We start from the raw sequence: 18332 nt of genomic DNA, 5'->3' as shown, positions 1-18332 counted from the left end.
AGTCTGACAACACAACGGGGGCAACAATGACACGTCGTGTATTCGCGACACTGATGGCCGCAACGGCTTTAACGACAGTCCTGATGGCAGGCGCGACTGCACCGGCCGAGGCCATGGACGTGTCGCCCATGATCTCGAAGATCACGCCATCCGGCAATGGGTCCAGCTATCGGATGACCGTCAGGAACGACAGCGCCACACCAGCGACGGTCGAAATCGAGACCTATCGCATGCAGGTCGATGATAACGGCGCCCGGTCTTTGGTCGAAGACGACAAAGACATCACGGTGTTTCCTGTCCAGTCCGTCATCCCGGCCAATCGCGAGCAGGTGATCCAAGTCCGCTACACAGGCGACGCTACCGAAGAGGGCCGTATGTATCTGGTCCGCGCAGCTCAGTTGCCGATCAATATGCAGACAACGCCCAGCGACGGCGGCGTCGGCGCTGACATTCAGGTCGCCTTCACGATCAATACCTATGTGTTCGTGGCCCCGCCCAGAGCGCGCGCCGAAGTGCAGGTCACTGCCGTGTCGCGCGAGCCGAACGGCGACGTCATCCTGACCGCCCATAATTCAGGGACCGGCTTCGCCTATATCCGTGAGTCCAGGATCATCCTGAAGACGGCGGACGGACAGTCGCATGAGGTGCCGGCCGCCGAAGTGGATGTTGGACAGGTCAGCGTGATCGCCGGCGGCGCCACGCGGCAGGTGAAGATACCGGCGGCCCTCGCCGCATCGGCATCCGGCGACCTAACCGCTTCCATCGTGCTGCTGTGAGGGCCGGCGATGGCCCGCGAGTCCCTCAAGGACGGGCGGTCCGGAGCGCGAACCGCCTTTCGCCGCATCGGGGCCGTCGCCTGCATGGGGGGCGGGTTGGCTACCGTGGCGCATGCCGCTCCCGTCGTGCTGACCGATGAGGTCATGCGCACGGCGCCGCCGGACTATTCCGCCGTCGTAGCCATCGATCGAGACGAAAGCGAAGGCCCAGTTACCGAAGCTTCGCCACCCATTCAGGACCAGTCTCCTTCGGTCAGGCCGTCCTCGGTCTTTACGCCGATCCAGGGGCCGCTAACGCTCGACGGCAAATATCTTGGCGACATCAGCGGCTCGGTCGACGCCCAAGGCCAGGGACTGGTGGATGCGACAGGCCTGCTGGACCTGTTGAAGCCTCAGATCGGGTCCGAACTCTTCACCACCCTGTCAGGCCGGATCGCGACACAGACTAAGGTCAATATGGCGGACCTTGTCACCGACACCTTCTCTCTGACCTTCGATCCCCTGTCTCTGACCTTCGTTGCGACATCCACGCCGGAAAGCCGAGCACGGCGCGATGTCGGCTTCTCCCAAACCCCGGTGATCGACCCTGCCGCCTTCGATGAACCGGCGGACTTTTCGGCCGGCGCGAATATCACCCTGGCCCAACTCTACTCCCACACCGACACTCGTTTTTCGCCGCTACAGGGCGGCGTCGACATTTTCGCCAACCTCGGCGGGTTTGACGGCGTCACGCTGACCACCGGCGTCGATTACGACGGGAACAACACACAAGGCCGCTGGCAGCGCCGCGAAATCCGTCTGACCAAGGACATCTTCAAATCCGCTGTACGTTTGACCGCCGGCGAGTTCGCGCCCCCCATCGACAGTTTTCAGGGCTCGCAAAGATTTTTGGGGCTATCGGCCGCACGCGCGTATTCAACCATTCGACCGTTCCAGAACGTGCGTCCCGCAGGGCGCCGGCAGTTCATCCTAGACCGTCCGGCCTTGGTCGTCGTCGAGGTCAACGGCGTGGTGGCGGAACGGATCCGTCTGGAGGCCGGCCCCTACTCCATTGGCGACTTTCCCTTCGCGCAGGGCGCCAACACGGTTCGCCTGCTCGTCGAAGACGACAGCGGTCGGCGCGAGATCGCTGTGTTCGACCTGTTCGGCGGCGCCGGGCTGCTGGATCGCGGCGTGTTGGATTTTGGGGTGTCGGCCGGACTGCTGGAAGAAGGCGGAGATTTTCAGTACGGCTCGACGCTGGCCGCGAGCGGCTTTGTTCGCAAGGGCCTGTCCGATGTTTTGACCGTCGGCGTCAACGCTCAGATCGCCGACCGAAAGGGGCAAGCCGGGGCCATAGCGACGTGGGGTTCCAAACTGGGTCTGATCCAGCTGAGCAGCGCCGCCAGCCACAACGGCGACACCGGAAAAAACGGCTACGTCGCCTCTGTCGACTATCTCCTCGAAAGGACTTTGGGCAAGACCGCTGATGCGCGCCTTGTGGCGTCGGCCCAGGCAACTAGCCGCTATTTTCAGAGCGCCTTCGATCCGTCCGCTTTCAACAACGAGAAATGGCGCGCCGCCGCGCGGCTGCTTGTGCGTTTTCGTGACTATTCGATCAGCGGCGGCGTCGCCTTCGTAAAGAGTCGCGAACAAAAGGATCGCACTGATTTCAGCCTGGGCCTGGGCCGCACTTTCCGTCGTTTCGCGGTCAATCTGGCCTGGCAGCGCGGGTCCACCGAAGATGGCCGCGACGAGGACCGCTTCGGACTGACGCTAACGTCGCGCTTCGGCGGGCGCTGGAGCACCACCGCGCGCTACGACACCGACAACGACCTGCGTGAGGTTGGGGTGTCACGCGCATCTTCGGGCCGCCTCAACGACTTGAGCGGCGACCTGCGGCTGTCGCAAGATCGAACCAACCAAGCGATCACGGCGGACCTGCGCTACATCAATAATCGGTTCGACGCCGAACTCGTATCGAACCGGCTGGTTTCGTCCGAGCCCGGCGGGGTCACGCGCCAGGAGTCGTTGTGGCGAATGTCGACGATGATCGGTTACGCCGGCGGCGCCTTTGGCGTCGGACGTTCGGCGCGCGAGGGCTTCGTCATCGCAACGCCCCACCCTACCCTCTCCCGTTCGCGCATCAAGCTGACGGATTCCAGCGGCAATACGGTCGCGCACAGCGGATGGCTGGGTCCGGCTCTGGTCGGCTTGGATCGCGGCTATGGCGTCAATCGCTACGAGATCGAGGCCGATCCGCTGCCGCAGGGCTACGACCTGGGTAGTGGTGTGGTCAACATCTTCCCGGGCTACGGCAACGGGTACCGCTTCGTGGTGGGTAGCGACGCGTCGCGCACCGCGCGAGGCGTCCTGATGTCCGCCAATGGGCCGGTCGCTCTGGCCGGCGGCGTCATCCAAGCGGCAGGCGCTCCGGCTGATGCCGAGGGCAAGCCCTTCTTCACCAACCGCTCCGGGCGTTTCGTCGCCGATGGCCTGGCTCCGGGTCGCTATCGCCTGGTGATCCAGGGCGCCGTGGTGGGAGAATTCGTGATTCCCGAGAAAGTGGAAGGAACAGTCGATGTCGGCGAAATCCGCACGTCTCCGCCGTCGCCGTAGGCGCAAGGCGCAAGGTGACCGAAAGATCCCGGTTCCAACCTGGTCTGAAACGCTGACCGTCATCGTCTCGCTGGTCCTGGCGGCTATCCTGGCCGTGACCGCCTCCAAGGCGAGAGCCTGCGACCTTGCCCTGACCCAGAGCCCCAGCACTGTCGTCATCAACTATAATCCTTTCGCTGCGGGACCGTCGAGCGGCGCCATCGATCTGGGCCTGAAGAACCAGGCAGACGAGGTCTGCGAGCTGCGGTTGTCCGTCGTGGACGACGGCGGGGCGATTGTGTCCGGCCTGGCGCTTGGGGGCGTGGGGGTGCAGTTCCGCCCGCGAGAGGCGTCGGGGCTTCAGACGTCCGACGTCGAGCCTGGCGTCTTCCGCTACACTCTTGCAGGCAAGGCGACAGGTCAGGCGCAGATGGACGCCGCCATCGTCGTGGACGCCGTGCCCGACGCCGGAACCTACGCCACCGACCTGAAGCTGCTGATCAAGGACGCCGATGGAACGGCTCTGCTTGCCCCAATCCCGGTCCGTATGCAGTTGGTCTCCACGCCCCGAGCACAACTGAACCTGGCCGGCGCCGCTGGCGCCTTTGGTTCCGGTTCCAGTGTGGATGTGGTCGATTTCGGTGACGCCTCTACCGGCCTGACGCGGCGCATCTTCATCCAGGTCCGCGCCAACGCACCGTCGATCATCGCGATCACGTCCGAACATCGCGGCCTGATGCAGCGTCGGGGCGACGCGGAGACCACGTCCAGCGTCGCCTACGCGGTCGAGCTGGACGGGACGCCGGTCGATCTACAGGCGCCCTGGACCAAGGAGGTCGATCCGCCCCGCACCCTCGCCGGCATGTCGCTGCCGATGCTGTTCACCTTGGGCAAGATCAAGGATCAGATGGCCGGTCGCTATCAGGATGTGCTCGCTATCGACATATCGCCCCGATGACGTGGGCTACCCCATACTGGTTAGCCCATAGCGGCGATTACGACCCGACCGTCAAACTGGTAACAAAGTTAACGCGATGAGCCGGCTGTTTGGAGGAGCCGGCACACACAGATCGTAAGCTTGAGGCTGACAGCCCTATCCGGGTTTGGACAGCCTGCAGAAATGGGTGGCGCAAATGTATGAGCAAAAGATAGCGGCGTCGTCGCGAACAGACGGCCGTGCTGTTTCAGCGATGCTTCAAGGAGAATTTGGGCAGCGCCGGACGCCAATCAGATCAACCGGAAATCCGACACCCCTGCCCCGTGCGGACTGCACCGCCTGGTTCGAACATGACATTCTCGCCCGGTTCGTTCTGGATCCTCAAGGCTGCGTGATCCACGCCAACGCCAATGCCAGAGCCATGATTGCAGCGGGTGTGCTGGGCGCTGGCGGGGCCTTTATCTGCCCTTCCCATCGCAATCGTGGCGAGTTCGACGCCTTGGCCAACCGTCTGCTGGAAGGACGACAATCGCACGGCCGCCTTCTGTTTCGCGCAGGCGATGACGCCTGGTGCCTGCTGGATCTGGCGACGGCGCCCGATGCGATCGACCGCATCTTCGCCACGGCGCGCCCGGCCCACTGCATGGGCGTGGAGGGTATGGAGCCGCTACGCGCCATCTTCGGTCTGACCCGGGCTGAACTCCTGGTCCTTTCCCATCTGACCCAAGGCGAGGCCCCGAAGGACATCGGCCGAAAGATGGATATGTCGATCCACACCGTGCGCGCCCACCTGCGCGCCATCTGCATGCGCATGGGCGTCAAAGGCATTACCGGCGCCCTGAGACTGAGTTTTCAACTGACAAACTGAAGCTCAGGGATGGCTCGGCTGGAAACGCGGAGGCCGCGCCGCTTCCGCCACGTTGATCTGTGCCAATTTACCCCGGAAGCTAGCCTTCACTCCAGAAACTCTGTGAAACAAGCGACGCAAGGGGGTACTGATTATCGCCAGTACTAGGTTACTGCTAAGTCAGCGTATGGCTATAGTAAGAGCCGAAGTTCGGCAAGATATAATAATCTGTCAAGATGCGAAGATAACCAATTCAGATGTTCGGATTGCAACATTCGCGAAGAAAACGATGTGCCTAGCGTTGAGTCAGTGACGGCTTGGATGTCTAGGAAACTGATTTGCCTTAATTCGATGATTGTGTTGACCCTCAACTACCTAGAAGCAGTCGGGGATCGTATGGCAGTCTAATTTCTCTGAAAGCCGTCTACGTGCCCTCGCTTGCCACAACGCGTCGTGACGATCCAGACAACGTATTTGGTGAAGCCGCCAACATCAGACGCGGGTATTCTGGAGCGTTGATACCCTAACTCTTTGGCGATGGCGCTCGAACGCGGTCTTTGCGCGGTCGCGACTCCACATTCGCTGGCCTGCGTGTCAGGCTTCGGCCGGGAGGACGGAACCATGGCGGCACGAAAGACCCTCATCAAAACACGCGCCGGCGTTCGGCTGCAGCGCATCGAGCATCTGGCCCGGCAGCAGGTGGTCCAATCGTCCTGGCGGCTGTCGACACTGCGCCAGAACCCGCCACGCTCATTTGCCGATGAGACGGAAGCGGAGGACGCCTTTGACATGGAAGTCATCACTTCGCTGACCGATCCCATCATCATGGACCTGCAGCGTCGCGGACTGATCGATTGACATGGCGGCAAAGCTGAAGGTCTTCACTTGGTCCGACGGCTTTCATGCCTTCACCGTCGCCACAAGCTCGCGACCCAAGGCTTTGGAAGCCTGGGGTTCCAAACAGGATCTGTTCGCCACCGGCCTGGCCAGCCAGCTTACCGGCGGACCGGATTACGAGGCCGCGCTGGCCTCTCCTGGCGAGGTCATCGAGCGGGGCCTCACTATCGATATCGGCAAGATCGGCAAGGCCAAGCCCGCCAAACCTCCGGGACCGTCCAGGGCGAAGGCCGCCAAGATCGAAAAGCTGAAGACGGCGTTGGCCGATCTGGACGAACGCCATCAGGCGGTAATGGCTGATTTCGAAGAACAACAGGCCGCGCTGAACCAGGCGCGTCAACAGGTGGAGACGGCCTATGAGGCGGAGCGCAAATCCCTGGCTGCGGATCTGAAAAAGGCCAGGGCTTGATGTGCAATCTGTACCGCCAGCGCTCTGGCCCCCAGGCCATACTGGACGCGGCTAACGCCATGCGGTCGACCGTCGGAAACCTCGCGCCGGGCGACGTCTATCCCGACTATCCCGCGCCGATCGTGCGCTGGGAGGGCGCAGAGCGCATTCTGGCTTCGGCGCGCTGGGGCATGCCGTCATCCCAGAAGATGATCTTCGACAATGCCACAAAGCGCGCCGACAAGTTGCGCGCCAAAGGCGGCGAGGTGGACTTTCAGAAAATCCTCGAGTTCGAACCCGACAGCGGCACGACCAACGTCCGCAACACCAGCTCCAGCCATTGGCGCCCACATCTGTCGCCGGCATCGCGATGTCTGGTCCCTTTCACCGCCTTCAGCGAACCGGGCCGGGACGCGGCCGGAAAATACCGACCCGTCTGGTTCAAGCTCGCGGGAGACGAGCCAGAGCCGATCGCCTTCTTCGCCGGCATCCACCTCCAGGCCCACACGAGCGTCCGCAAAATCAAGACCGGCATGGAGACGATCGACGTCTTTGCCTTTCTGACGACCGAGCCTAACGCCGAGGTCGGCGCGGTTCACCCCAAGGCCATGCCAGTGATCCTGACGCAGACCGACGAGATCGAGGCCTGGATGACGGCACCGTGGGAGGCGGCCCAGGCGCTGCAGCGCCCGCTGCCCGACGGCGCACTGGCGATCCTCAATGCCTGACCCTGAAGACCATTTGGAAAGCGCAGATCAGGCGCACGCTGCGCCCTATCGTCCGGAAGACTTCACCAAACTCCAGCCAGAGATCCCGACCCTTTTCCAGAGGACGTTGAGCCGTCTGAAGATCGTCCTCCTCGGCATCGTCATCACCAGCGTCCTGGCCTTCTGCGGTCGTCTCGCAGGCGTCGGCTGACGGACGACCAAGCGTCCCAATCCCATACGCCCGTACGCCCGTTCATCCACTCGCTCACGAGCGCATGGCGACTCGATCTAGAAGCCTCGCCATGACGAGTGATGAACTGAATGACGCGCTGGATGCACTCCAAACCGCCGCGGCGGACGACGAGACGCTTCTGCCGGGTTGATCGAGATCAGCGTCGATGACTGGATCCAACGCCTAGCTGAGATGCAGACGGCACGGCCGAAGACCATCGTGGACGGCATTCGGATTCGCGACATCATGGTCGCCGTCACCGGCGGATCGATCACGCGCACACTGACCCGGAGTGACGCCGGGGAGCGAGGCCAGCCCTACCGCAATCTCGCGCCGCGCAACTGACCCGGCCGCCAACGACGATAGCACATCGCGCGGCCGGGAGTTCGCCGCGCCATCAAAGGTGGTCTGGTCCAAGCCGGGCGGACGCCACCAGGTCCAACGTCATGGGATCAAGCGACACCTCCCAACGTGCGAGCGCCGCATCGAACACACTCGGATCGGGCGCCACGGCGGCAAACAGGGTCATCGACGACCGGAATTTGAGGTCATCGGGCGATCCGAACAGCTGAAGCACCGACGCCACCGGCGCCGTGCTCGCGGTTTGGGCTGCGCGGATGAGACGCGCCCCTAATACGGAATTTGAGGTCATCGGGCGATCCGAACAGCTGAAGCACCGACGCCACCGGCGCCGTGCTCGCGGTTTGGGCTGCGCGGATGAGACGCGCCCCTAATACGGGATGCAGCAGATAGGCGTGCGCCTCCGCAAGCGATCCGATGCCATAGAAGGCAGCTGTCGAAGACCGTCCCAACGACCGGGCCTGRGGGAAGACAAACCACATCCAGTGGCTTGTCTTGCGACCCGCCGCGAGCTCGGCCATCGCCGTTTCGAACACGGGGTCTTGAGCTAGGACGAAACGGTCGAGTGCTGTGGTCATCCGGCCGTCTCGCCCAGACTGGCGAACCAGTCTGCATAGGGGGTGTTTCGCGCCATGTGTCGATTGAGATCCGGCGAGCCGTCGGTCCACCACACAGGGCCCCGCTCGCCCAGTCCCACCTTGGCACTGTCGACGCTGCGCCGCGCCGCGGCCAAAGCGTCCKCATCCTCAGCCGCCAGGGCCGTCCGCACCGCCCGGCGCGCCGACATCAGATCATGCACCAGCTCGTCCCTCGCCTCCGCCGACAGAGCAGGATTGGAGCACCGCCACAGCCGACCTCGCACCACGAAATAGCAGCCGTCGGGGGTGGTGGGGTATCGGAGGGGCTGCGTCATCGTGGGCTAACGCGCCGCGCCCGGGATGGCGCCGCCCACAGGGCGATCCACAACGCCGTTGCAATCAGCCTTGACTCTCATACGCTCGAATAAGAACAAATAAGGAACATTAGCTCGCATTCGGCTTCAGGAGAACATGGCCGCCGCCTCCCCATCCTTCCAGGCGCTCCGCGCGGAGATTGCACGCATTGAGGCGGGTCGACGTCCGCCTGGCGGCGTGCTGCCGTTCGGCCTRGCCGCGCTTGATCGCCGGCTGCCCGCCGGCGGCCTGGCGCTCGGCGCGCTGCATGAGGTGGCCGGCGGCGGTGACGGCGCCATCGACGGGGCCGTCGCCGCCTTGTTTGCGGCCGGTGTGGCAGCGCGCACCCAGGGGCCGGTGCTCTGGTGTGTGACCCGCCCGGACCTGTTCGCGCCGGCGCTGGAGCAGGCGGGGCTGTCCTCGAACCGAGTCATCTATGTGGAGGCCGGCGACGAGGCCGGATTGCTGGCCGCCTTCGAGGACGGCCTGCGTCACGGCGGCTTCGGCGCGGTCGTCGGCGAAGTGGCCCGCCTGTCCATGACGGCGTCCCGGCGGCTGCAGCTGGTCGCCGAGGACACGGGCTCGCTCGGACTGGCGGTCCGACGATGGCGACGTCAGGCCGAGGCGGCGGACTTCGGCCAGCCGACCGCCGCAGCCACCCGCTGGCGGGTCACCGCCCTGCCCTCCGCCCCCCTGCCCGTGCCCGGCGTCGGCCGCCCGCGCTGGTTTGTCGAACTGATCCGCTGCCGCGCCGGAGCCTGCGCGGATTTCGAACTGGAAGCCTGCGATGAGACGGGTCGTCTCGCTCTACCTCCCCACCTGGCCGACCGATCGGCTGCGACGCCGGCTGGGACCCGACGCGCCGTCGCCTGAGACGCCCCTGGTCCTGGTCGGGCGCCAGGGCCGCAAACGCGTGGTGTTGGCCGCCGACCTCGCCGCCCGCGCCCATCGCCTGCATTCCGGCATGGCCGCGACCCAGGCCCGGGCCCTGGTCGCCGATCTCGTCGTCCATCCCTTCGATCCGGCAGGCGACGCGGCCGCCCTGGACCAACTCGCCCTCTGGGCGCTGCGCCGCTATGCGCCGATCGTGGCCGYCGACCCGCCTGACGGCTTGGTGCTCGATGTCACCGGCGCCGGTCACCGCTACGGCGGCGATGAGGGCCTGCTCGAGGATCTGATCGCCCAGACCGCCGCTGTCGGTCTGGACGCCCGCGCCGCCCTTGCCGACACCTGGGGCGCCGCCCATGCCTTGGCCCGCAACCTCGCCGAACCCACGATCGTCGTCGCGCGCGGGGGGCCTGCCATCCGTCACCTCCCCTTGCGCGCCTTGCGCCTGCCCGCAGACATGGTCGATGGCTTGGTGCGTCTGGGGGTCGACACCATCGGCGAGCTGGAAGCMAAGCCTCGCGCGCCATTGGCCCTGCGCTTCGGACCGGAGCTGATCCGTCGCCTGGATCAGGCCTACGGCCGCGCCCATGAGCCGATCACCCCGATCGACGCCCCGGAGTTGATCCAGGTCCGACGGGTCTTCGCCGAGCCGATCGGCGCGCCCGAGACCTTGGCCCGCTACACGCTCAACTTAGTCGAAGCCCTGAGCGGTGCGCTCGAAGCTCAAGGGCTGGGCGCCTCCCGGCTCGACCTGCGGTTTGAACGGATCGACAACCGGACCGAAGCCATCCGCGTCGGCCTGGCGCGCCCCGTCCGCGATGTCGCGCGGCTTACACGCCTACTCTGCGACAAGATCGAAACCATTGATCCTGGCCTCGGCGTAGAGGCCATGGTCCTGGCGGCGCCAGTCGTCCTGCCGCTGGACTGGTCGCCGAGCGCTGGCGACCTGGGCGGCCCGGCGACCGCGGACATCGGCGATCTCGTCGATCTGCTCGCCAATCGTCTCGGCCCGCAGAACCTGTACCGGCTGGCCCCGGCGCAAAGCGACGTGCCCGAACGCTCAATCCGCAAACTGCCGCCGACCGCGCCGCCGGTGTCGGAAACCTGGACGCGTCGCTGGCCGCGCCCCTCCCGCCTGCTCGCCCATCCTGAAGCCATCGAGGCCGTCGCGCTCCTGCCCGATCAGCCGCCGGTCGCATTCAGCTGGCGCGGCGTCCGTCATCGCGTCAGGCGCGCTGACGGCCCTGAGCGGATCTTCGGCGAATGGTGGCGGCGTGACGGCGAACGCGATGCCGTGCGCGACTATTTCCAGCTGGAGGACGAGGCTGGGGCCCGCTTCTGGGTCTATCGACGCGGCGATGGCGAACAGCCTCAGACCGGCGATCTCAGCTGGTGGCTCCACGGGCTCTTCGGCTGACGCCTTTCGACCGGGGTCAATGTCAATCTCGAGTGGTCCGCGCTGTCTCGGAATTGCTGACCGTCGGCCTTGGCTGCCGCTTGTTGATCGGACAACTAGCATGTCTGCATGGCTCTCCCCAGCAATATCGGTTGTACCGGGCCACTTCTGACAGGCACTGGCAAGGCGAAGGATACGCGGTAGCCGGTAGATGCAACCTAATGCTCGTCAGGATCGCCATCGCGAAACCGCCACTTCATGATCAGGACGCAGGCCGCCATGACCAGGGCAAAACTGTTCGACACAGTCACCGGCCAGGCTCGGGTCATGACGCCATAGACCACCCAGAGGATGAAACAGGTGACGGTGAGCGAATAGGTCTTGAGGCTGACCGAAGACGCGTCGCGCTCTTTCCAGATCTTGAGGGCTTGGGGCGCAAAGCTCGTGATCGAGCAGACTGCCGCCGCTGTACCCACGATATTGGCTGTCAAGTCGCTCATGGGTGGGCAACGACGCCCTCTGGGTCACCGTTCCTATGTGCGAAAACGCACCTCTTCAGTAGCAAAGCCCCCGCGGGTATAGGACGTTTCCCACCCTGATTAGTGCCACGTCGCGGCATCGGCCTGTCGTCCCAATGACGACGCGCCGGATCGCGCAAAAAGAAAAGTTGGCGCGCTGAACCGTTGATCGCTCTTTGGGTTGACCCTTGGCAGGGAGCGCTGACCGCCATGACCATCGTCCCACCCTGATTAGTGCCACGTCGCGGCATCGGCCTGTCGTCCCAACGACGACGCGCCGGATCGCGCAAAAAGAAAAGTTGGCGCGCTGAACCGTTGATCGCTCTTTGGGTTGACCCTTGGCAGGGAGCGCTGACCGCCATGACCATCCTCAATCCATCGGGCGTCGCCCCGATGCCTTCATTCACCAATGCGGCCGCGCTCGCCGGCATCGCGCTTTTCGATCCAGACGGACACAATCCAGGCAATCTGCATGATCAGGCGTCCAGAGAAATGCTTGTTTCTCGCTTGGCGCGCCTTCTGCGCCTCCCGGTCATTGATGTCGTTGAAGATGCGGAAGACGTCGGACCCGACGTCTTGCTGGTGCCTCGCGACACCTTGGTCGGTGAAGACATGATCTCGCGCACGGTCTTCACCTCAAGCAATCTGTTGGGCGGCCGCGTGCCACACCGCTTCATCGCCACCAAGGCGATCACCCACGGCCTGATCGATCGGTCCGCGACCTGCCCGACCGGCTGGTCCAACACCATGGCCGAACGTCTGGGGGATGCGGCTCTGGAAGGCTACACCGCCTTCTCCGTCGACGACGCAATCGAAGCTGGTCGACGCCTTCTCAAGACCGGGCCTGTCCGCGTCAAGGATGTCCTGGCCAAGGCAGGTCTGGGCCAGACGGTCGTCGAAACGTCCGAAGCGCTCATCTCCGTCATCGCCGATCAGGACGAGGCGCAGATCGCCGCCTTCGGCGTCGTCCTTGAGGAAAACCTGCTCGGCGTCGAAACCTACAGCGTTGGAACCCTGTCGGTCGGCGGACTGCGCATCAGCTACGTCGGGGATCAGCGGGAAACGACCGATCACAAGGGACGTGAAGTGTACGGCGGTTCCCGACTAAGGTGCGTCAGGGGCGACCTTGATCGACTGACTCACCTTGGACTAACGCCCGAAGCGGTGGAAGCGGTGCGTTGCGCGGCCGTGTTCGACGACGCGGCCCAGCGCGCCTATCCAGACTTGGTCCTGTCCCGCCGGAACTACGATGTCCTCGCCGGCAAGGACGCGCGAGGCCGCAGGCGTGTAGGCGTGCTGGAGCAGTCGTGGCGGGTCGGCGGGGCGACCGGCGCGGAGATCGCCGCCCTCGAGGCGTTTGCGGCCTCGCCCGCGCTGACTTCGGTCGAAACCGCCACGGTCGAAGTGTACGGCCTCGCCGATGTCGGACCGGAGGATGTCGTCTATTTCCGGGGTGAGGACCCCAAGGTCGGGCCGATGACAAAATATGTGACGAGGACAGCGTGATTGAACCTGACGACGTCGAGGAAGGGCGGGTTAGACTGGCTGTCGACGGGCAGAAACTGACTGGCACGCTTCTGACGCCCGAAGCGCCCGTGCCGGGCTTTCTGTTTGTCCACGGCTGGGGCGGCGATCAGGAAGAAGACCTGGGCCTGGCCGAGGATCTCGCTCGACTGGGCTGCATCTGTTTCACCTTCGACCTTCGAGGCCATGCCGAGAGCGATGCGAGCCGAGACGAGGTCACCCGGCAGAACGGGTTGGACGACGTGACCGCGGCCTATGANCCCGTGCCGGGCTTTCTGTTTGTCCACGGCTGGGGCGGCGATCAGGAAGAAGACCTGGGCCTGGCCGAGGATCTCGCTCGACTGGGCTGCATCTGTTTCACCTTCGACCTTCGAGGCCATGCCGAGAGCGATGCGAGCCGAGACGAGGTCACCCGGCAGAACGGGTTGGACGACGTGACCGCGGCCTATGASTACCTGGCGTCCCAGCCCCTGATCGATCCCGGTGCGATCGGCGTGATCGGCACGAGCTACGGAGGTTATCTGTCGGCTCTGCTGACGAGCATCCGTGACGTGCGCTGGTTGGCGCTGCGTGTCCCGGCGCTTTATCCGGACGCGCACTGGGAGGTCCCCAAGGCCAAGCTCGATAAGGACGCGGTGCGCGCCTATCGACAGCAACTGCGAACGCCGCAGGAAGACAAGGCGCTCTCGGCCTGCGCCGCGTTCGAGGGCGANGGCCAAGCTCGATAAGGACGCGGTGCGCGCCTATCGACAGCAACTGCGAACGCCGCAGGAAGACAAGGCGCTCTCGGCCTGCGCCGCGTTCGAGGGCGAAGTCCTCATCGTGCAGTCGGGCAAGGACGATCGCATTCCGCCAGAAGTCATCGCCTCCTATCAGGCCGCCTTCAAGGACGCGAACTCGTTCAGCCACAGGATCATCGCCGAGGCGACCCATGCGATGCGCGATCCCGCCCATCAGCGGCTTTACGCCACTCTGCTCATGAACTGGGTCGAGGAAATGGTGCGGGCTAGCCGCCGGTCTTATCGGTGAACCTCTCGCCAGTGCTCAGCGCCCAGCGCAGCCGCACGTACTGCAGCCGCATTACCCGCTACGCCGCTTTCGTCTCTGGAACGCCGCGCGTCGCGCCTCGTTGATGGCGTAGGTAAACGGAGACCCACCATGACCGACCTCTCGAACATCAAAGAGCATATGGAAGTGATCGGCGCTGACGGCGTCCATCTCGGCACCGTCGATAAGGTCGAAGGCGATCGCATCAAGCNTGACCGACCTCTCGAACATCAAAGAGCATATGGAAGTGATCGGCGCTGACGGCGTCCATCTCGGCACCGTCGATAAGGTCGAAGGCGATCGCATCAAGCTCACCAAGGCCGACAGCGGATCGCATAGTGATCACCACCACTACCTCTCGGGCGGTCTGGTCGCCGAGGTTGAAGGCAATCGGGTGCGCCTGTCGGCAAACGCCGACAACGCCGCTCTTCTCGAGGAAGAAGAGGCCGGCGAGGCGATCGCCGACCTTAAATAGTGGCGGTGATTCAGGATAATGATGCCGTCGCCGCACAGCTGCTGGCCGTCCGCGAGCAGCTGACAACCGAAGTGGTCGATCGCCGTGGCCGCCGCGGCGTCCGGCGACCACGAGCGCATCCGTACCGCTGTGATCGACCACCCGATCCCCCTCGGATCCGTCCATGGCGAAGAGCCTGAAGGTCAAAGCTATGCCGCGGCTATTCGTTGCTGTGTGCGAAAGTGGGCTCAAGCAGATGGGAGGCGTTCGGTCTTTGGAGCTACCAGAACCAAGCGCATTTGGTTGAGATGATCCGATGCAGTCGCGCGAGTGCTGCGGAGAGCGGTCAGCCTTGGAGCGATAAACTACGCAGCGCGTTCAGTGGACTAGCTAAAGGCACCCAACCATGACCAACCTTGTCGCCTCCACATTTGCAACACGTAGAGACGCCGAGCTCGTGGTCGAACGGCTCGTTCAAACCCATGGCATGGAACGAGAAGCCATTCAGGTCGCCCCTGAAGGCGAGGCAAACACGGTTGGAGACAGGCTTTCGGGCGGAGACGTCGAAGGCGACATCCCCAGCGTCGACTCTCCGTCAGACGTGCCGGTCGCCGGGCGTGTCAAAGTCGTCGTGTCTGCCGAAACCGATGATGAGGAACAGGCGATACGCGCCGCATTCGTCGAATTCGGCGCCAAGGACGGATGACCCTCATGCGAGCCGGTCATCGGCTGCGTCGCGTTGATCCTATGACAAGGGCTGAAGCGTCCTGACGCCCCTGTTCGCAAGGATGACGTCCGTGGAAGCGCTCATCGGCGTCAAACTTTACCGCCTCGGCGACCTCTCGAACGACGATCGCGGACGACTTGCAGGACTCCTGACTGGACGCCGTCGCGCCGCAGCAGGCGAAGCCTTAGTGGAAGAGGGCAGTCGACCCACATTCAGTACGCTGCTGATCTCGGGATTTGTCGGCCGAATTTCGACTCTGGCGGACGGCGGTCGTCAGATCACAGCGATCAGGGTTCCCTTGGACTTCATCGATCTGCATGGCTTTCTTCTAAAGACGATGGATCATAGCCTTGTAGCCTTGTAGCCTTGTCTGACGTCACCGTCGCGGTTGTCCAGCACGCCGACTTGAAGCGCGTGACGAAACACGCCCCTCGTCTTGCGCGAGCGCTTTGGCTTGAAACGCTGATAGATGCGGCCATCCACCGACATTGGCTGGTGGCGCTTGGGCGCAGGGATGCAGTGACGCGGCTGGGTCAGCTGATCTGCGAACTCTACCTTCGTTTGAAAGAGGTCTCCCTCGCCCAAGACCAAACCTTCGAATGCCCTCTAACCCAATCGACCTGACGGACATGCTGGGGATGTCGAGCGTCCATGTGAACCGCTCGCTCAAGGTCCTTCGCGACACAGGCCTCGTACGATGGCGGAATGGTCAGGTGTCGATCACCGACTGGACCGCGCTGACCGAGCGTGTCGCCTTCGTCGCCTCCTATCTCGATCTGAAGCTGTCCAGATCCTCAACCACCACGCCGACTGGAGCTCGCCAAGGCGAACGGCGCGGAAGTCCTCAACTATCATGAGGTCAAGGTTCGCGAAGCCCTGATGGAGATGACCGCCGGCATCNCCACGCCGACTGGAGCTCGCCAAGGCGAACGGCGCGGAAGTCCTCAACTATCATGAGGTCAAGGTTCGCGAAGCCCTGATGGAGATGACCGCCGGCATCGGGCCGGACGCCTGCATCGACGCGGTCGGTATGGAGGCGCATGGCTTTTCGCCCGACAACATCATCGATGCGGTGAAGCAGGAAACGAAGCTGGGCACGGATCGCCAACATGTCCTCCGCGAGACGATCATGGCGTGTCGAAAGGGCGGCCGGGTATCGATCCCCGGCGTGTATGGCGGAATCGGCGACAAGCTGCCGATCGGCGCGCTCATGCAGAAAGGGCTGACGATCAAAACCGGCCAAACCCATGTGCAGAAATACCTGCCCCAGCTCCTTGAGCTCGTCATGGACGGCAAAATCGACACGACGGATCTGATCAKCCATCGCCTGCCGCTTGAGCAGGCGCCAGAGGCTTACAAGAACTTCCACGACAATCCGAACGAATGGACGAAGGTCGTGCTGAAGCCGCACGGCTGATCAACGGCCTTCGTTCGAATCTCACTGCCGTGACGACGATGGACCGCCAGACGTCTCAGCGCATCACGGCCGGAGCTCGGGGTCGTTTTCAGGCGATCTGGCAGGAACACGACAGGTTCGGCGAGCTTTTGGGTAGGCCATGACGCTGAACCCACTGCTCGCCGACCGCCCCAGATCCGGTTTCGGCTCGCCCGCAACATCAGACGCTGACGGGAGCGCCGCCTGTGGGCAATACTGAGCAGGTCATAACGCTTCTCGGCGACTCGCTGACCGCCGGCTACGGCCTCAAGCCGGCCGAGAGCTTGCCGCGACAACTGGCGGCGCGACTGGCGACCCACACGCCCCCGGTTCGCATCATCGGTGCAGGCGTGTCCGGCGACACGACAACGGACGGTCTGAGACGGCTCGATCGGGACGTGCCGGCCCAGACGGATCTTTGCGTCGTCGCCCTGGGCGCCAACGACATGATGCAGCTGGTCCCGACCGATCACGTCAGGGATAAYCTTCTGTCGATCATCGACAAACTCCAACAGCGCAACATCCCCGTTCTGCTGTGCGGCATGCGGGCGCCGCCCTGGTTCGGCGCCTACGCCTGGGCGTTCGACGCRGTCTACCCCGAGGTCGCTCGAACGGCGAACGCGCCCCTGATGCCGTTCCTGATGGACGGTGTCGCGCTGCACCCAGCCTATGTCTTACCGGACCGGATCCATCCCAACGCCGCCGGCGTRGGRARGATGGCYGACGCCCTCGCCTCCCATGTGCGCGCCGCCTTGGCGGCCTTRCGGACGCCGTGACGGGATGCGGCTCGTCACCTTCAACATCAACGGCGTCAATCGTCGCCTGCCCAACCTCCTCGGCTGGCTGGAACAGGCCCAGCCGGACGTGNCGGACGCCGTGACGGGATGCGGCTCGTCACCTTCAACATCAACGGCGTCAATCGTCGCCTGCCCAACCTCCTCGGCTGGCTGGAACAGGCCCAGCCGGACGTGCTCTGCCTGCAGGAACTGAAGGCGGCCGACACGCAGTTCCCGGCSGCCGAGCTCGAGGCGGCCGGCTATAGCGCGGTCTGGGTCGGCGAACCGCGCTGGAACGGCGTCGCCATCCTCAGCCGGATCGGCGCGCCGGTCGTAACCCGACGCCGGCTGCCCGGCGACGCCGACGACCGACAGGCCCGTTATATCGAGGCGGCGGTCAATGGCGTGTTGATCGGCTGCCTCTATCTGCCTAACGGCAATACCAGGCCCGGGCCCAAGTTCGACTATAAGCTGGCCTGGGCCCGACGGCTCACCGCTCACGCGGCGTCGCTATATTCGACCGAGGCGCCGGTCATTCTCTGCGGCGACTACAATGTCGTCCCGACCGACGCCGACATCTACGATACCCGCTCATGGAAAACCGACGCCCTGCTTCAGCCCGAGAGCCGCGCGGCCTTCAAGCGCCTGCTGGACCAGGGCTGGACCGACGCCCTGCGCGAGCGTTTCCCGCACGATCCGCCGCCCTGGACCTTCTGGTCCTATTTCCGCGAGGCCTGGTGCCGCGACGCCGGTCTGCGGATCGACCATGTGCTGCTCAACGGTCTCGCGGCCGAACGGCTGACCGACGCCGGCGTTGATCGCGCGGTGCGCGGCGCCGAGGGCGCGAGCGACCACGCGCCGGTCTGGATCGAGCTTGCCTGACCCAGCCGATCCGGACCGCTGGACGTCAGTCG

At 64.3% G+C, this 18332-nt stretch carries 23 protein-coding genes and 4 pseudogenes; 23 read left to right on the top strand and 4 right to left on the bottom strand.

What is annotated here, in order from left to right; translation table 11 throughout:
• The first annotated feature begins 83 nt into the window (after positions 1-83).
• From ASF81_RS09150 to ASF81_RS09110, 9 genes are all read left to right on the top strand, one after another.
• Positions 84-776, top strand: a complete 693-nt coding sequence (locus ASF81_RS09150; protein WP_055807929.1) for a fimbria/pilus periplasmic chaperone — start codon at positions 84-86, stop codon at positions 774-776.
• 9 nt (positions 777-785) lie between these two features.
• Positions 786-3374, top strand: coding sequence for a fimbria/pilus outer membrane usher protein (locus ASF81_RS09145; protein WP_055807927.1), 2589 nt, complete (start codon positions 786-788; stop codon positions 3372-3374).
• A gap of 94 nt (positions 3375-3468) precedes the next feature.
• Complete coding sequence (locus ASF81_RS09140; RefSeq protein WP_156363204.1) at positions 3469-4311, top strand: hypothetical protein; 843 nt, start codon at positions 3469-3471, stop codon at positions 4309-4311.
• Positions 4312-4681: 370 nt separating this feature from the next.
• Positions 4682-5158, top strand: a complete 477-nt coding sequence (locus ASF81_RS15270) for a LuxR C-terminal-related transcriptional regulator (RefSeq protein WP_055807922.1) — start codon at positions 4682-4684, stop codon at positions 5156-5158.
• A gap of 516 nt (positions 5159-5674) precedes the next feature.
• Positions 5675-5995 carry a hypothetical protein gene (locus ASF81_RS09130; protein ID WP_055807921.1) on the top strand — a complete coding sequence of 107 codons (321 nt, stop codon included), beginning with the start codon at positions 5675-5677 and terminating at the stop codon, positions 5993-5995.
• A 1-nt stretch (position 5996) separates the two neighbouring features.
• Positions 5997-6443 carry a hypothetical protein gene (locus tag ASF81_RS09125; RefSeq protein ID WP_055807919.1) on the top strand — a complete coding sequence of 149 codons (447 nt, stop codon included), beginning with the start codon at positions 5997-5999 and terminating at the stop codon, positions 6441-6443.
• Positions 6443-7150 carry an SOS response-associated peptidase gene (locus ASF81_RS09120; RefSeq protein ID WP_055807917.1) on the top strand — a complete coding sequence of 236 codons (708 nt, stop codon included), beginning with the start codon at positions 6443-6445 and terminating at the stop codon, positions 7148-7150. Before ASF81_RS09125 ends, ASF81_RS09120 begins: the two co-directional genes overlap by 1 nt.
• Positions 7143-7340: a hypothetical protein gene (locus tag ASF81_RS09115; protein ID WP_055807914.1), complete on the top strand. Its 198-nt coding sequence runs from the start codon at positions 7143-7145 to the stop codon at positions 7338-7340. The genes ASF81_RS09120 and ASF81_RS09115 overlap by 8 nt, the downstream gene beginning before the upstream one ends.
• A gap of 168 nt (positions 7341-7508) precedes the next feature.
• Complete coding sequence (locus tag ASF81_RS09110; RefSeq protein WP_055807913.1) at positions 7509-7706, top strand: hypothetical protein; 198 nt, start codon at positions 7509-7511, stop codon at positions 7704-7706.
• 52 nt (positions 7707-7758) lie between these two features.
• Here the strand turns inward: ASF81_RS09110 and ASF81_RS15550 are convergent, their stop codons facing one another.
• The 3 genes from ASF81_RS15550 to ASF81_RS09100 are packed head-to-tail and all read right to left on the bottom strand — an operon-like array spanning position 7759 to position 8634.
• A complete protein-coding gene (locus ASF81_RS15550; protein WP_055807911.1) occupies positions 7759-8013 on the bottom strand; it encodes a DUF1810 family protein in 255 nt (84 codons plus the stop codon).
• Positions 7910-8299, bottom strand: a complete 390-nt coding sequence (locus tag ASF81_RS14850) for a DUF1810 family protein (RefSeq protein ID WP_082503512.1) — start codon at positions 8297-8299, stop codon at positions 7910-7912. Before ASF81_RS14850 ends, ASF81_RS15550 begins: the two co-directional genes overlap by 104 nt.
• Entirely contained in the window at positions 8296-8634 is a 339-nt protein-coding gene (locus ASF81_RS09100) for a hypothetical protein (protein ID WP_055807909.1), read from the bottom strand. The genes ASF81_RS14850 and ASF81_RS09100 overlap by 4 nt, the downstream gene beginning before the upstream one ends.
• 136 nt (positions 8635-8770) lie before the next feature.
• On the opposite strand from ASF81_RS09100, the gene ASF81_RS09095 reads away from it, so the two are divergent.
• Both ASF81_RS09095 and ASF81_RS09090 read left to right on the top strand, forming a co-directional pair.
• Positions 8771-9526 carry an ImuA family protein gene (locus tag ASF81_RS09095; protein ID WP_055807907.1) on the top strand — a complete coding sequence of 252 codons (756 nt, stop codon included), beginning with the start codon at positions 8771-8773 and terminating at the stop codon, positions 9524-9526.
• The gene (locus ASF81_RS09090; RefSeq protein ID WP_055807905.1) at positions 9441-10958 is read left to right on the top strand and encodes a DUF6504 family protein; all 1518 of its coding nucleotides are present in this window, start codon (positions 9441-9443) and stop codon (positions 10956-10958) included. The genes ASF81_RS09095 and ASF81_RS09090 overlap by 86 nt, the downstream gene beginning before the upstream one ends.
• 197 nt (positions 10959-11155) lie before the next feature.
• On the opposite strand, the gene ASF81_RS09085 is transcribed toward ASF81_RS09090, so the two are convergent.
• On the bottom strand, positions 11156-11437 hold the full coding sequence (locus tag ASF81_RS09085; RefSeq protein ID WP_055807903.1) for a SemiSWEET family sugar transporter: 282 nt from the start codon (positions 11435-11437) through the stop codon (positions 11156-11158).
• Between the two features lie 378 nt (positions 11438-11815).
• On the opposite strand from ASF81_RS09085, the gene ASF81_RS09080 reads away from it, so the two are divergent.
• The 12 genes and pseudogenes from ASF81_RS09080 (at position 11816) to ASF81_RS09025 (ending at position 18300) form a co-directional block, all read left to right on the top strand.
• On the top strand, positions 11816-12961 hold the full coding sequence (locus ASF81_RS09080; protein ID WP_055807902.1) for a DUF3182 family protein: 1146 nt from the start codon (positions 11816-11818) through the stop codon (positions 12959-12961).
• A pseudogene (locus ASF81_RS15675) lies at positions 12958-13238 on the top strand (alpha/beta hydrolase family protein); the annotation flags it as partial. The gene ASF81_RS09080 and the pseudogene ASF81_RS15675, both read left to right, overlap by 4 nt.
• Before the next feature lie 4 nt (positions 13239-13242).
• Positions 13243-13691 (top strand): annotated as a pseudogene (locus tag ASF81_RS15670) (alpha/beta hydrolase family protein); the annotation flags it as partial.
• Positions 13692-14137: 446 nt separating this feature from the next.
• Positions 14138-14237: pseudogene (locus ASF81_RS15665) on the top strand (DUF2171 domain-containing protein); the annotation flags it as partial.
• Between the two features lie 30 nt (positions 14238-14267).
• Positions 14268-14501: a DUF2171 domain-containing protein gene (locus ASF81_RS09060; RefSeq protein ID WP_055807893.1), complete on the top strand. Its 234-nt coding sequence runs from the start codon at positions 14268-14270 to the stop codon at positions 14499-14501.
• A gap of 385 nt (positions 14502-14886) precedes the next feature.
• Entirely contained in the window at positions 14887-15186 is a 300-nt protein-coding gene (locus ASF81_RS09055) for a hypothetical protein (protein WP_156363203.1), read from the top strand.
• 91 nt (positions 15187-15277) lie between these two features.
• Positions 15278-15571, top strand: a complete 294-nt coding sequence (locus ASF81_RS15045; protein ID WP_156363202.1) for a cyclic nucleotide-binding domain-containing protein — start codon at positions 15278-15280, stop codon at positions 15569-15571.
• A 2-nt stretch (positions 15572-15573) separates the two neighbouring features.
• On the top strand, positions 15574-15831 hold the full coding sequence (locus ASF81_RS15425) for a hypothetical protein (protein WP_055807887.1): 258 nt from the start codon (positions 15574-15576) through the stop codon (positions 15829-15831).
• The gene (locus tag ASF81_RS15660; RefSeq protein ID WP_082503510.1) at positions 15807-16064 is read left to right on the top strand and encodes a helix-turn-helix domain-containing protein; all 258 of its coding nucleotides are present in this window, start codon (positions 15807-15809) and stop codon (positions 16062-16064) included. The genes ASF81_RS15425 and ASF81_RS15660 overlap by 25 nt, the downstream gene beginning before the upstream one ends.
• A gap of 44 nt (positions 16065-16108) precedes the next feature.
• Positions 16109-16624: pseudogene (locus ASF81_RS09035) on the top strand (glutathione-dependent formaldehyde dehydrogenase); the annotation flags it as partial.
• Between the two features lie 224 nt (positions 16625-16848).
• A complete protein-coding gene (locus tag ASF81_RS09030) occupies positions 16849-17418 on the top strand; it encodes an arylesterase (RefSeq protein ID WP_055807883.1) in 570 nt (189 codons plus the stop codon).
• Between the two features lie 108 nt (positions 17419-17526).
• Positions 17527-18300: an exodeoxyribonuclease III gene (locus ASF81_RS09025; protein ID WP_055807881.1), complete on the top strand. Its 774-nt coding sequence runs from the start codon at positions 17527-17529 to the stop codon at positions 18298-18300.
• Positions 18301-18332 lie beyond the last annotated feature (32 nt).

It is taken from the genome of Brevundimonas sp. Leaf168 (assembly GCF_001423685.1).
In the GTDB taxonomy this organism is placed as follows: Bacteria; Pseudomonadota; Alphaproteobacteria; order Caulobacterales; family Caulobacteraceae; genus Brevundimonas; species Brevundimonas vesicularis_C.
This window is presented reverse-complemented; position numbering and strand designations above follow the sequence as displayed.

Excerpts from the sequence above, each read along its gene's own strand:
- ASF81_RS09150 (WP_055807929.1), top strand. The coding sequence starts at position 84 with ATGGCAGGCGCGACTGCACCGGCCGAGGCCATGGACGTGTCGCCCATG.
- ASF81_RS09145 (WP_055807927.1), top strand. The coding sequence starts at position 786 with ATGGCCCGCGAGTCCCTCAAGGACGGGCGGTCCGGAGCGCGAACCGCC.
- ASF81_RS09130 (WP_055807921.1), top strand. The coding sequence starts at position 5,675 with ATGGCGCTCGAACGCGGTCTTTGCGCGGTCGCGACTCCACATTCGCTG.
- ASF81_RS09125 (WP_055807919.1), top strand. The coding sequence starts at position 5,997 with ATGGCGGCAAAGCTGAAGGTCTTCACTTGGTCCGACGGCTTTCATGCC.
- ASF81_RS09120 (WP_055807917.1), top strand. The coding sequence starts at position 6,443 with ATGTGCAATCTGTACCGCCAGCGCTCTGGCCCCCAGGCCATACTGGAC.
- ASF81_RS09115 (WP_055807914.1), top strand. The coding sequence starts at position 7,143 with ATGCCTGACCCTGAAGACCATTTGGAAAGCGCAGATCAGGCGCACGCT.
- ASF81_RS15550 (WP_055807911.1), bottom strand. The coding sequence starts at position 8,013 with ATGACCTCAAATTCCGTATTAGGGGCGCGTCTCATCCGCGCAGCCCAA.
- ASF81_RS09085 (WP_055807903.1), bottom strand. The coding sequence starts at position 11,437 with ATGAGCGACTTGACAGCCAATATCGTGGGTACAGCGGCGGCAGTCTGC.
- ASF81_RS09080 (WP_055807902.1), top strand. The coding sequence starts at position 11,816 with ATGACCATCCTCAATCCATCGGGCGTCGCCCCGATGCCTTCATTCACC.
- ASF81_RS09060 (WP_055807893.1), top strand. The coding sequence starts at position 14,268 with ATGGAAGTGATCGGCGCTGACGGCGTCCATCTCGGCACCGTCGATAAG.
- ASF81_RS09055 (WP_156363203.1), top strand. The coding sequence starts at position 14,887 with ATGACCAACCTTGTCGCCTCCACATTTGCAACACGTAGAGACGCCGAG.
- ASF81_RS15660 (WP_082503510.1), top strand. The coding sequence starts at position 15,807 with ATGCCCTCTAACCCAATCGACCTGACGGACATGCTGGGGATGTCGAGC.